At 71.2% G+C, this 12,410-nt stretch carries 12 protein-coding genes; 5 read left to right on the top strand and 7 right to left on the bottom strand.

Features of this window, described 5'->3' with window-relative positions; all coding sequences use genetic code 11:
- Positions 1–111 precede the first annotated feature (111 nt).
- On the top strand, positions 112–903 hold the full coding sequence (locus ACQPZX_RS19000) for a GntR family transcriptional regulator (RefSeq protein ID WP_433382468.1): 792 nt from the start codon (positions 112–114) through the stop codon (positions 901–903).
- A 64-nt stretch (positions 904–967) separates the two neighbouring features.
- On the opposite strand, the gene ACQPZX_RS18995 is transcribed toward ACQPZX_RS19000, so the two are convergent.
- Positions 968–1,234: a hypothetical protein gene (locus ACQPZX_RS18995; protein WP_433382465.1), complete on the bottom strand. Its 267-nt coding sequence runs from the start codon at positions 1,232–1,234 to the stop codon at positions 968–970.
- 220 nt (positions 1,235–1,454) lie between these two features.
- On the opposite strand from ACQPZX_RS18995, the gene mshC reads away from it, so the two are divergent.
- Entirely contained in the window at positions 1,455–2,693 is a 1,239-nt protein-coding gene (gene mshC, locus ACQPZX_RS18990; RefSeq protein WP_433382462.1) for a cysteine--1-D-myo-inosityl 2-amino-2-deoxy-alpha-D-glucopyranoside ligase, read from the top strand.
- A gap of 447 nt (positions 2,694–3,140) precedes the next feature.
- Here mshC and ACQPZX_RS18985 read toward each other — a convergent pair whose 3' ends face one another.
- From ACQPZX_RS18985 to ACQPZX_RS18970, 4 genes are all read right to left on the bottom strand, one after another.
- The gene (locus ACQPZX_RS18985; protein ID WP_433382460.1) at positions 3,141–3,956 is read right to left on the bottom strand and encodes an SCO1664 family protein; all 816 of its coding nucleotides are present in this window, start codon (positions 3,954–3,956) and stop codon (positions 3,141–3,143) included.
- Positions 3,953–4,546: a DUF3090 domain-containing protein gene (locus ACQPZX_RS18980; RefSeq protein WP_433382458.1), complete on the bottom strand. Its 594-nt coding sequence runs from the start codon at positions 4,544–4,546 to the stop codon at positions 3,953–3,955. Before ACQPZX_RS18980 ends, ACQPZX_RS18985 begins: the two co-directional genes overlap by 4 nt.
- A gap of 95 nt (positions 4,547–4,641) precedes the next feature.
- A complete protein-coding gene (locus ACQPZX_RS18975) occupies positions 4,642–5,310 on the bottom strand; it encodes a histidine phosphatase family protein (protein WP_433382455.1) in 669 nt (222 codons plus the stop codon).
- On the bottom strand, positions 5,310–6,362 hold the full coding sequence (locus ACQPZX_RS18970; RefSeq protein ID WP_433382452.1) for an LLM class F420-dependent oxidoreductase: 1,053 nt from the start codon (positions 6,360–6,362) through the stop codon (positions 5,310–5,312). Before ACQPZX_RS18970 ends, ACQPZX_RS18975 begins: the two co-directional genes overlap by 1 nt.
- Positions 6,363–6,472: 110 nt before the next feature.
- Here ACQPZX_RS18970 and ACQPZX_RS18965 point away from each other — a divergent pair, with 110 nt between their 5' ends.
- From ACQPZX_RS18965 to ACQPZX_RS18955, 3 genes are read left to right on the top strand one after another with little or no spacing between them, the layout of a single operon-like run.
- A complete protein-coding gene (locus tag ACQPZX_RS18965) occupies positions 6,473–7,480 on the top strand; it encodes an aldo/keto reductase (protein ID WP_433382449.1) in 1,008 nt (335 codons plus the stop codon).
- 36 nt (positions 7,481–7,516) lie between these two features.
- Complete coding sequence (locus ACQPZX_RS18960) at positions 7,517–10,075, top strand: penicillin acylase family protein (RefSeq protein WP_433382446.1); 2,559 nt, start codon at positions 7,517–7,519, stop codon at positions 10,073–10,075.
- A 26-nt stretch (positions 10,076–10,101) separates the two neighbouring features.
- Complete coding sequence (locus ACQPZX_RS18955) at positions 10,102–10,293, top strand: DUF5703 family protein (protein ID WP_378966921.1); 192 nt, start codon at positions 10,102–10,104, stop codon at positions 10,291–10,293.
- 115 nt (positions 10,294–10,408) lie between these two features.
- On the opposite strand, the gene ACQPZX_RS18950 is transcribed toward ACQPZX_RS18955, so the two are convergent.
- Complete coding sequence (locus ACQPZX_RS18950) at positions 10,409–11,080, bottom strand: hypothetical protein (RefSeq protein ID WP_433382443.1); 672 nt, start codon at positions 11,078–11,080, stop codon at positions 10,409–10,411.
- Between the two features lie 20 nt (positions 11,081–11,100).
- Positions 11,101–12,408 carry a M20/M25/M40 family metallo-hydrolase gene (locus ACQPZX_RS18945; protein WP_433382440.1) on the bottom strand — a complete coding sequence of 436 codons (1,308 nt, stop codon included), beginning with the start codon at positions 12,406–12,408 and terminating at the stop codon, positions 11,101–11,103.
- Positions 12,409–12,410 lie beyond the last annotated feature (2 nt).

Genomic DNA, 12,410 nt, shown 5'->3' with positions numbered 1-12,410 from the left:
GCAGTGTCATCGAAGCCCACAAGGGGCAACCATCAAAGGCCGTCACCCCGACTTCCGCCTAGTTCCTACCACAAGCCCCATCCAGGGGCCCGCACGGAAGAGGGTGCACTAGTGACCATCAACCCCGGCGCGGCCGAGTTCCCGCATCGGCAGATCGCCGCTCAGCTCCGCGAGCGGATCCGGCGCGGCGACTGGCAGCCCGGCGAGCGGCTGCCGTCGATCCCGGCCATGGCCGAGATGTTCGGCGTGGCCAAGCAGACCGTGCAGCGGGCCGTCGACCAGCTGCGCGTCGAGGGCGTCCTGATCACCAAGCCGGGGTCGGGGACCTATGTGCGCGGCACCCGGCGGCGGCTCAACCGGTTGTCGCGCGGGCGTTACGGCGCACACCGCGGCTACCACGCCGATCTGGCCGCCCGCTATCGGCAGCAGCTCGTCGCGGTGGGCCGGGAGCCGGCGCCGCCCGAGGTGGCCGACGCTTTCGGCGTACGCGACGGGACCGAGATGCTGGTGCGGCGGCACATCGTCCGCGCCGACGACGCCACGGTCGAGCTGGGCGCGTCGTGGTTCCGGGTCGCCGAGACGTCGGGGACGTCCCTCGAGCGGGTCGAGGCGTTCGGGCGGCCGCTTTACCAGGAGGCCGAGGAGGTGCTCGGGAAACGCTACACGTCGGCGACCGACACGATCAGCGCCCGGCAGCCGAGCCGGGACGAGGCCGAGATCCTGCAGATCCGGCCGGACACGCCGGTGCTGCACCTGCTGCACGTGGCCTTCGACGAGACCCGCAAGCCGATCGAGGTGGCGCAGGCGACCTGGCCGGGTCCGATGACGACACTGACCGAGGAGTACCGGATCCCCGCGCCGATGCCCGACCCGGATCCCGACCCCGGGCTGGCGCTGGCCTGACCGGCCCCGGAAACGGCGAAACCCGAGGGGCCTCGCGGCCTCCTCGGGTTCGGTTATCGGGCTGCTACTGGGGAAGGACGCTGTCCCCGCCACCCAGGTTCAGGATGCCCAGGTCGATCAGGTGCCACTCGTTGTCGCTGTTGATGTGGGTCTCGTTGCTGTACTGGTAGCCGAAGTTCGGCTCACCCCAGCCCCCGCCGCCGAAGTTGTCATGGTGGCAGTGCCGGTGGTGGTCGTGGTGGGAGGGCGCAGCGTTGGCGGGTCCCGCGAGAGCGAGGCTCGCGCCGGTGGCCATGAGGAGGCCAGCGAGGTACATAACCGGACGTCGCATGATGATTCCTTTCGGACGAAAGTATGACCTCGACAATTCTGGACGTCCCGTCAGGAAATTGTGGCTATTTTCCGTAAAGTCCGGCAAAGGTATTCTTTTTCCGTGTCTCTATCACGGACCGGTAAAAATCGGTCTAGGGTGCGCGCCGCGCCGGCCGCCGGGCGTGAGGTAAACCTCACGGCGAGCGTTCTGTCATACGGCCTCGATAGGCTTTGTGACCATGGACGCTTGGACCGGGCACGACGTGCCGACCCTGCCTGGTGACGCGGCGGCGCCGCGGCTGTTCGACTCGGCCCGCAAGGCCGTCGTGGCGAGCGAGCCGCGGGGCGCCGCGACGATGTATGTCTGCGGCATCACGCCGTACGACGCGACCCACCTCGGGCACGCCGCCACGATGATCGCGTTCGACCTGGTCAACCGGTTGTGGCGCGACGCCGGCCTCGACGTCCGCTACGTGCAGAACGTGACCGACATCGACGACCCGCTGCTCGAGCGGGCCGAGCGCGACGGCGAGGACTGGATCGTCCTGGGCATGCGCGAGACCGCCCTGTTCCGTGAGGACATGGAGGCGCTGCGCATCATCCCGCCGCAGCACTACGTGGGCGCCGTCGAGTCGATCCCCGCGATCGCCGGGCACGTGCGCGAGCTGCTGGCCGAGGGTTCCGCCTACACGCTCGACGACGGCACCGGCGACGTCTATTTCAAGATCTCGGCTGCGCCGCATTTCGGGTACGAGTCGAACCTGCCCCGCGCCGAGATGATCGCGCTCTCCCGCGAGCGGGGCGGCGACCCCGACCGGGCCGGCAAGCGCGACCCGCTCGACCCGCTGCTGTGGCGCGGCGCCCGCGACGGCGAGCCCGCCTGGGACGGCGGCGACCTCGGCCCCGGCCGCCCCGGCTGGCACATCGAGTGCGCGACGATCGCGCTGAGCCTGCTCGGCGACACGATCGACGTGCAGGGCGGCGGCAACGACCTGCTCTATCCGCACCACGAGTGCTCGGCGGCGCACGCCGAGGTGCTGACCGGCGCGCGGCCGTTCGCGAGCCACTATGTGCACGCCGGCATGATCGGGCTGGAGGGCGAGAAGATGTCGAAGTCCAAGGGCAACCTGGTCTTCGTGTCCCGCCTGCGCGGCGACGGGGTCGACCCGATGGCGGTGCGGCTGGGCCTGCTGTCCGGGCACTACCGCGCCGACCGCGAGTGGACCGACGACGTGCTCAAGGACGGCGAGGAGCGCCTGGCCCGGTGGCGGGCCGCGGCCGCGGCGCCGACCGGGCCGTCGGGCGAGGGGCTGCTGGCGGCCGTGCGCGAGGCGCTGACCAACGACCTGGACGCGCCGTCGGCGCTGGCGATCGTGGACGCGTGGAGCGAGGCCGCGCTGACCGCCACGGGCGACGACGAGTCGGCGCCGGCGCTGATGCGGAACACGGTGGACGCGCTGCTGGGCGTTCGCCTCTGACACGCGACTGCGGTTCGCCTCCGACGCGCTACTGCGGGTCCACCTCCGACGCGTTGATCGGGCCGCGCCTTTGACGAGCGCTCGCGAGACCGTCCGTCCAGGGCACGGCCCAGGCGGGGGCGAGCCCGCGCGGCATCACCCATTGCCGCGGGCACGACCCGCCTGTGGGGTCACTGCACGGCGAACGGGCGGCCATGCCCGCGAGGGCTGCGGCGGCCGCTAGCGTCCACGCCGGCGGCCATGCGCGTGTCGGTCGGCGACCGTCGGTGCGCGCCGACTGCGGTGTGTGAGTGCGGGCGGGGGCGTGCGTGTTTGTGGCTGTGTGCGCGGGGACGCGGCCGGGTGGTTGTGGCGTGACGGGACAGCCCGGCGGCCGCGCGCGGAGGGTGACCCTGCAATCAGCGTGGCGGCTCGGCGGGGGCCTTGCTCGACCCGTACCCGAAAGGGTTAAACCGGCGGCCAGGGGATCGCCGGCCAGTCCTGCGGCGGCTTGGGGAAGCGGCCGGCGCGCAGCAGGCGGCGGATGCGCAGGCGGATGTGCTGCACTTCGGAGATGGTGAGGTGCTGTTCCAGGGCCTCGCCCAGGTCGGACTCGAGGCGGCCGGCCAGCGAGCCCAGGACGTCGACCGCCTCGGCGATCAGCGACTTGCCCGTCCAGCCCCACAGGACGGTGCGCAGCTTGTTTTCCACATGGAAGCTGACGCCGTGGTCGACGCCGTGGATGGCGCCGCCGACGGGGTAGAGGACGTGGCCGCCCTTGCGGTCGGCGTTGTTGATGACCGCGTCGAAGACGGCGAGGCGCGCCAGGCGGGGGTCGTCGGCGTGGGCCAGGGCGTAGGCGTCGCCGTCCTCGTCGCGCGCGTTTGCCACGGCCAGCCAACCCGACGGCACGTCGAACGCGGGGACGAAGCCGATCAGGGACTCGGCGTCCTCGGGCTCGTCGATCCAGAGCTGGAGGGCGCCGGGGCCCAGCGGGCCGTCGCGCAGGATCGTCGGCGGCACCAGGCCCCAGCCGGTGGCCTGCGAGACCAGGAAGGCCGAGACCTCGCGGCCGGCCAGCGTGCCGTCGGGGAAGTCCCACAGCGGGCGCTCGCCGCGGACCGGCTTGTAGACGCAGCGCCGGGTGACGCCGGAAAGGGTGATCTCGGCCCGCAGCGTCGTGTTGGAGGCGTCGACCAAGCGGCCCTCGATCTCGATCCGGCCGTTGGCCAGCAGGTCGAGGGCGTCGCTCTCCGCCAGCGCGGCCGCGGGCTCGGCAGTCACCGGTGGTAGCCGTTGTGCCGGGGGCAGAGGTGGCCGGCCGGGTCGAGCGGCTGGCCGCAGAGCGGGCAGGGCGGGCGGCCCGCGGCGACGACCCGGCGGGCGCGGTCGATGAACGCGCGGGTGGCCTCGGGGCTCAGGCGGACGCGGAGACGGTCGAGGTCGTCGTCGGGCTCGTCGTCGTCATCCTCGTCGTCATCGTCGTCGTCGGGGACGTCGCCGCCGAGCTCGATCTCCACCTCGGCCTCGCCGGCCTCGATCGCCTCGATCACCACGGTGCCGCTGTCGACGTCGAAGGCGAGACCCAGCGTGCCGACGCGGAACTCCTCGTCGACCGGGGTGTCGAGCGGCTCGTTGTCGTGGCCGGAGAGCATCGGCGCGTCGGGCAGGTCCACCCCGAAGCGTTTGTTGGCCTCGATGAGCAGCTCCTCGAGCTTCTCGGCGAGCAGCGACACCTGCACCTTTTCCAGCGCGACGCTGATGACCCGGCCGCCGCCCCGGGCCTGCAGGAAGAAGGTGCGGTCACCCGGCTCGCCCACCGTCCCTGCCACGAACCGCTCGGGCGGTTCGAACGCGTGCACCTGGTGGGTCATGGTGTCAACCCTATCGAGCCGATGCCGGTATCGCTCACCCCGTGTGCCCCGGTTCGCCTAGGGCGCAACCGATACCACCTGCTGTGACAAAACGGTCACTCCCCGGCGCCTCCGCCGACGGCGGCGTCCGAGGCCGAGGCCTTGACCGGGACGAGCGACGACAGGTCCCCGCCCTCGTTGACCCGCACCACGAACGGCCGGGTCGGCGTGTACCGGATGACGCTGATCGACGCGGGATCGGCCACGATCCGCTGGAACTGGTCGAGGTGCAGGCCGAGCGCGTCGGCGAGGATCGCCTTGATCACATCGCCGTGGGTGCACGCGAGCCAGAGCGCGTCCGGCCCGTGCTCAGCGCTGATCTTGACGTCCCAGCGGCGGATGGTGGCGATCGCCCGCGCCGACATGTCGGCCATGGCCTCGCCGTTGGGGAAGACCGCGGCGCTCGGGTGCACCTGGACCACCGGCCACAGCGGGTCCTTGGCGAGGTCCTTGAGCTCCTTGCCCTCCCAGTCGCCGTAGCCGCACTCGGTCAGCCCCTCGTCCGTGATGATCTCGGCATCGGGCAGGGCGATTTGCACGGTTTGCTGGCACCGTGGCAACGGGCTGGACACAACAGCCCTCAGCGGGAGATCACGAAGCCGCTGCCCCGCCCGGGATGCCTGTTCGGTCCCGGAGGAATCCAGTGCGACGGGCTGACGACCGGCCAGGGTGCCGGTCGCGTTCGCGGTCGTCCGCCCGTGCCGCAGCAGAAGAACAGTGGCCACTACGAAGCCACACCCGACTCTTCGTACGCCTCGGCCACGATCCGCAGGGTGTCGATCCCGCTCTTGAGGTCGCCGACGTAGGGGCTGATCGACAGCGTGCCCACGCCCGCCGCCGCGTACTGCTTGATCCGCTCCTTGACCTGGATCTTGTTGCCGATGATCGAGGTGCGCTCGATGAACTCCTGCGGCACCGCCTCGGCCGCCTCGGCCTTCTTGCCGCTCAGGTAGAGGTCCTGCACGCGAGCGGCCTCGGACGCGTAGCCCATCCGCACCGCGAGCTGGTTGTAGAAGTTCTGCTCCCGGCTGCCCATCCCGCCCACGTACAGCGACGCGTAGGGCCGGATCACGTCGGCGCACCAGGCCAGGTTGTCCCCGATCACCACCGGCACGGTCGGCGCCACGTCGAAACCGGTCAGGCCCAGCCCGCTCTTGGCCCGCCCGCGCTCGATGTGCTGCAGGTACTCCCCCGCCGCGTCGGGCGCGAAGAAGATCGCCAGCCACCCGTCGGCGATCTCGCCGGCCAGCTCCAGGTTTTTCGGGCCGACCGCCGCCAGATAGATCGGAATCTTCGGCCGCGGCGGGTGGAAGCCCAGCTTGAGCGCCTTGCCCGGGCCGTCGGGCAGGGGCAGTTCGTAAAAGTCCCCTTGGTACGACACGGGCTCCCTGGCGATGGCCATCTTCACGATGTCCACGTACTCCCGGGTGCGCTGGAGCGGACGAGCGAACCGCACGCCGTGCCACCCCTCGGACACCTGCGGCCCCGACACGCCCAGCCCGAGGCGGAAGCGCCCGCCCGAGAGCGCGTCGATCGTCGCCGCGGTCATCGCCGTCATCGCCGGGGTGCGCGCCGGGATCTGCATGACCGCCGCGCCCAGGTCGATCTGCTGCGTCTGGCCCGCGATCCACGCGAGCATGCTGACCGTGTCCGACCCGTACGCCTCGGCCGACCACGCGACGGCGAAGCCGAGCCGATCCGCCTCCTGCGCCATCGCCAGATGATCGGCGGGCGTGGTCCATGCCGACTGATAGCCGAGGCTGAGTCCGAGCCGCACGTGTCCTCCTAGAGCTGATCCCCTGACCGGCAGCCTATCCACCCGGCTGGTCGGCTAACCGACCTGCTGGGAGCATTTCGCTACCGACACAGTCTGAATAAGGTTCACTCATGCAACAGCGACCGCTCGGCCGAAGCGGGCTGGCGGTCTCCCGGCTGGCCATCGGCACCATGACCTGGGGGCGCGACACCGACCCCGACGACGCGGCCGCCCAGCTCAAGTTCTATCTGGAGGCCGGCGGCACGACGATCGACACCGCCGACGTGTACGGCGAGGGCGACGCCGAGCTGGTGATCGGCTCGCTGCTCGACCACCTGGTCCCGCGCGACGAGGTGGTGATCGCCACCAAGGCCGGCCTGACCCCGCACGGCTACCGCCGCCGCGACGGCTCCCGGGGCAACCTGCTGCGCTCGCTGGACGCGTCGCTGCGCCGCCTGGGCACCGACTACGTCGACCTGTGGCAGGTGCACGGCTACGACGCCGCCACGCCCCTCGAGGAGACCCTGGCCGCGCTCGACCACGCGGTCTCCAGCGGCCGGGTCCGCTACGTCGGGGTGTCGAATTTCGCCGCCTGGCAGACCGCCCGTGCGGCCACCTGGCAGGCCGCCTACCCGGGCCGGGCGCCGATCGTCGCCGCCCAGATGGAGTACTCGCTGCTCGAGCGCGGCATCGAGCGCGAGCTGCTGCCCGCCTCGGCCGCGCTGGGCTTCGGCATCCTGGCCTGGTCGCCGCTGGGCCGTGGCGTGCTGACCGGCAAATACCGCAACGGCCGTCCGCTCGACTCGCGCGCCGCGACCGAGCATCTGGCGCCGTTCGTGCAGACATACCTCGAGCCCCGCAGCTCCAGCATCGTGCAGGCGGTGGTGACCGCGGCGGCCGGGCTCGGCGTCTCGCCGCTCGAAGTGGCGATCGCCTGGGTGCGCGACCGGCCGGGCGTGGCCGCTCCGATTCTGGGCGCGCGCACGGCCGGGCAGCTGCAGGGCGCCCTGCAGAGCGAGGATCTGACGCTGCCGGCCGAGATCGCCCAGGCGCTCGACGACGTGTCGGCGATCGACGTCGGCTACCCCGAGCGGGAGGGCGTCGGCTACCCCGGCGATCCGGATGGGTCGGTTTTGTGACATCGTCCTGCCCGCCGGTTCGGGCGAACCATGGGCATGTACAAATTTGTAGCTCTCGTGCTCTTGGCCGGGACGCTCGCGGCGCCGTCCGGTAGCGGCATCACCCGGGACGGCTACGGCGTCCAGCACATCCGGGCCTCCAACGCCCACGACCTCTTCTACCGTCAGGGCTGGGCGCACGCCGAGGACCGTCTGTTCCAGATGGACGTCACCCGGCGCCGCGCGTCCGGCACCCTCGCCGCGTTGCTCGGCCCGTCCGCGCTGGCGAGCGACATTCAGATGCGGACCCTCGGGCTCCGTCGCGCCGCCGAGCGGACCCCTCCCCTGCTGTCGCCTTCGACCATCAAAGATCTTGACGCGTACGCCGAGGGCGTGAACGCCAGGATCGCGAGCGGCCCGCTGCCCGGGCAATACACCGCTGCTCATGTAAAAAAGGTCGAACCCTGGACCATCGTCGACAGCCTCGTGGTCAACAAGGCGCTTGCCTTCAGCCTCTCCTTCGACCTCGACATCGACCGGACCACCGCGGTCCGCGCGTACCAGGAAGCGGGCTTCGACGGCCACCAGGCGGTGTTCGGGGACCTCATGCCGTTCGCGCCGTTCCGGGAAGCCTCTCCCGGCCGTGATCGCGTCACCCCGGTGGCCACCATCCCCGGCGCGGCCGCCAAGCTGGCCGCCGACTACCAGAAGCGGGCGGCCGCGACGCCGATGATCGCCGAGGCGATGAACCGTTCCGGCGACCGCGGCTCCAACTCGTGGGTGATCGGCGGCCGGCACACGAAGACCGGCAGGCCGATCCTGGCCAGCGACCCGCACCTGAGCCTCGAGGCGCCGGCGCTGTTCCACCCGATCTCGCTGCAGGGCGCCGGCTTCGACATACAGGGCGACAGCCTGCCGGGTACGCCGTACATCGTGCTCGGCCAGAACAAGCGCATCGCCTGGGGCGCGACCCAGCACTTCATGGACGTCTCCGACACGTACGTGGAGCAGGTGCGCACCGATCCGGCCTCGCCCAGCGGCCTGTCCACCGTCTTCCAGGGCAAGCTCGAGCCGGTGGTCGCGATCGACGAGACGTTCGAGGTCAACGGCGGCGACCCGGTGCACGGGCGGACCCTGATCGTGCCGCGGCGCAACGGGCCGCTGCTCTCCGCCGACCCGGCCGGCGGCGTCGGGCTCTCGGTGCAGTACACCGGCTTCTCACCGACCACCGAACTGGAGACGTTCCGCCGGTTCTCGCTGGCCCGTGACGTCGGCGACTTCCGCGAGGCGATCCAGTTCTTCGACGTGGGCGGGCAGCATTTCACGTACGCCGACGTCGACGGCACCATCGCGTACTTCACCAACGCCGAGGTCCCGGTGCGGGAGGACCTGCAGGCCGGGGCGGTGCGCGGGAACCCGCCGTACCTGCTGCGCGACGGCACCGGCGGCAACGAGTGGCTCCCGGTCGCCCACCCGCAGCCGCACCAGTCCGTGCCGTACGAGATCGTGCCCTTCGCCGAGCTGCCGAAGGTGGTGAATCCGCCGGCCGGGTTCATCGTCTCGGCCAACAACGACTCGACCGGCAACACCTTCGACAACGACATGCTCAACGCCCGCCGGCCGGGTGGCGGTCTCGCGTACGTCAGCTTCTTCCACAACGGCTTCCGGGCCGCCCGGATCACCGACATGGTGCGGGCCGCCATCGCCCGCGGGCCGGTCGACCAGGCCGGCGTGGTCGCCATGCAGGCCGACACGACCGCGATCGACGCCCAGTTCTTCACCCCGCTGATCGTCGGCGCGCTACGCCACCGCCCCCAGCAGGACCCGCGGATCGCGGAGGCCGTCGGGCGGCTGTCCCGCTGGGATCACACCTATCCGACCGGCATCCCGGAGGGCTACGACGCCGCCGACCGGGACGGCCGGCTGAGCCCGCCCACCCAGCGGGAGATCGACAACAGCGTGGCCGCCACCATCTACGCGCTGTGGCGGGGCCGCTTCGTGGTGAACGTCTTCGACAAGCACGTCCCGGCCGGCCTGCCGTCGACCAGCGACTTCCACGGGGTGCAGGCGCTGCGGCGGCTGGTGGAGGCCGACGGGGTGGGCCGCTCGGGCATCGACTTCTTCGCCGTGCCCGGCATCGCCTCGGCCGCCGACCGGCGGGACCACCTGATCCTCAAGAGCCTGGCCGAGGCGCTCGACCTGGCCGCTTCGGACAGCTTCGCCGCCGCGTTCGGCAAGTCGGCGAATCAGGGCGACTACCGCTGGGGCAAGCTGCACCGGATCACGCTGACGTCGCCGCTGGGCGCGCCGTACACGATCCCGTCGCCGGGCAACCGGTTCACCTCGCCGCTGCCCGGGCTGCTGGGCATCCCGATGGATGGCGGCTTCAACGTGCCGGACGTCTCCGGGCATCCGCTGCGGGCCGACGCGCCCGGCAAGTTCACGGTCTCGCTGATCCCGATCCGGCGCTTCGTGGCTTCCGCGACCGCGGACGGCTGGCGCTCGGTCGACTCGCTGGCGGGCGGCGCGAGCGAGGACCTCGGCGACCGATATGAGCAGAACTTGCTCAGCCTCTGGCTCACCAACGACACCTACCCCGTCAAGGGTGGTTTCTGAGCGGTGAGCGGCGCATATTAGACGCCATGGACTACGAATACGCGCCGCTGCGGTTGCCTTCGAATGTCGACAAGTTGACCGCGGCGGCGCAGCTCGCCATACAGGCGGAATTCTCCGGCTGGGAGCTCGCCCGGGTACAGCTCTTCCGGGACGGGACCCGCAAGGTGATGCTCCGCCGGAGGATCCAATCCACCCCGCAGCCTGGGCTCAGCTACTGAGCCCAGGCTTCGTGGTTGAGAGGGGCATGTCCGCGTAAAGCGCGGACCTGATCCACTCCGTTATGCCCGCTCCGGAGGCCGAGCCCCCGGAAGCCCCACGGTGCGATGGTCCGGGTCAGTGATTGTGGCCGGCGTGGTCCTCTTCCTCGTCCGGGAGGAAGGGGTGCTCGTCGAGCCTGCCCACCAGCAGGTCGCCCTCCTTGGGGGCGAACGGGCCGCTCCCGTCGGAGTCCTCGAACTCCTCCAGGTCGAGCGGCTCGCCGATCTCGGTCACGGTCAGCAGGCCGTCCAGCGGCTCCAGCTCGGGCACATCCAGCGACGACAGCGAGCCGTCGCCGGCCTGGAGCAGCTCCAGCACGGCCTCGCCGACGTTTTCCACCGCGCCGGCGTCCTCGTCGTCGGGCACCGAGTTGCGCCGGGCCACGTCGGCCACGCGGAGCAGCGCCGCGACGCTGGGCACGCGGTAGTCGCGCCGCTGGCGGACGGAGACGACCTGCTGGTACGGGTCCGTGGACTCGGCCGGGTCGAAACCGTCGGCGCCCAGGCCGAAGCGCTGGTCGGCCTCGTCGGGGTCGATCGACTCCACGTCCCAGGGCGTCACCTCGCCGAACGCGTCGAGCAGCTTCTCGTCGTACGCGAAGGAGGCGTTGTTCAGGGCGACGTACGCCTGCCAGACGTCGTCGTCGTCGATACGGCCGGCGGCCGCCTTGACCGCCGCGAGGTGCGCCCGCGCGGCCGCCACGACCTCGTCGAGGGCGGCGTCGAGGTCCGCGTTCTGGTCGGTCATCTATGGGGTCCTTCCGGGAATCAGCTGGTTCGCAGGAGTCGGTCGAGCACACGCACGCCGAACTTTAGTCCCTCCACCGGAACCCGCTCGTCGATGCCGTGGAACAGCGCGGCGAAGTTGAGATCCGGGGGCAGGCGCAGCGGCGCGAAGCCGAAGCACCGGATCCCGAGGGTGGAGAAGGCCTTGGCGTCGGTGCCGCCGGACATGAGGTAGGGCACCGTGCGGGCGCCCGGGTCCTCGGCGCGCAGGGCCGCGCCCATCGCGTCGACCAGGTCGCCGCCGAACTCGGTCTCGACGGCCGGCTGCTGGTGGTTGTGCTCGATCTCGACGTCGGGGCCGATCACCTCGCGCAGCTCCTTCAGGAACTCCTGCTCGTGGCCGGGCAGGGTGCGGCAGTCGATGGTGGCCGAGGCGCGGCCGGGGATGACGTTGTCCTTGTACCCGGCCTCGAGGCGGGTCGGGTTGGCGGTGTTGCGGATCGTGGCGCCGATCAGGTTGGCGATCGGGCCGAGCTTGGCGATCGCGACCTCGGGGTCCTCCGGGTCGATGTCGATGCCCAGCGCGTCGCCGACCCGCAGCAGGAACTCGCGGACGGTCGGGGTGACCACCACCGGGAAGCGGTGGTTGCCGATCCGGGCCACGGCCTCGGCGAGCTTGGTGACGGCGTTGTCGTCATGGATGAACGAGCCGTGCCCCGGCCGGCCGGTGGCGTGCAGGCGCAGCCAGTCGAGACCTTTCTCCGCCGTCTGCACCAGATAAAGACGAAGATCATCATTAACCGTGTACGAGTACCCGCCGACCTCGCCGATCGCCTCGGTGCACCCGTCGAACAGGTCGCGGTGCTTCTCGACGAGGAAGTCGGAGCCGTACGTCATACCGGCCTCCTCGTCGGCCGTGAACGCCAGCACGACGTCGCGCGGGGGCACGTAGCCGGTGCGGTGCCACTCCCGCACGACGGCCAGGATCATCGCGTCGAAGTCCTTCATGTCGATCGCGCCGCGGCCCCACAGGTAGCCGTCCTTCTCCTCGCCGGAGAACGGGGCGACCGACCACTCGCGGGCGTCGGCCGGGACCACGTCGAGGTGGCCGTGCACGAGCAGGGCGCCGCGGGTGCGGTCGGCGCCGGGGATCCGGGCGACCAGGTTGGCCCGGCGGGGCGCGGACTCGTGCAATTCGTAGGCGACGCCGGCCTCGTCGAGTTTCGCCGCCACGTACTCGGCGGCGACGCGCTCCCCGACGGTCGTCGACTGGTCGCCGGTGTTGGTGGTGTCGATGCGCAGCAGGTCACGGCAGATGCCGGTGACCTCCTCGGCGGCGGTGGTCTCCATCC

This window comes from Actinoplanes sp. CA-142083 (genome assembly GCF_050942195.1).
Classification (GTDB): Bacteria; Actinomycetota; Actinomycetes; order Mycobacteriales; family Micromonosporaceae; genus Actinoplanes.
The sequence above is the reverse complement of the archived record's forward strand: the minus strand, read 5'-3'. Positions and strand labels throughout refer to the sequence as shown.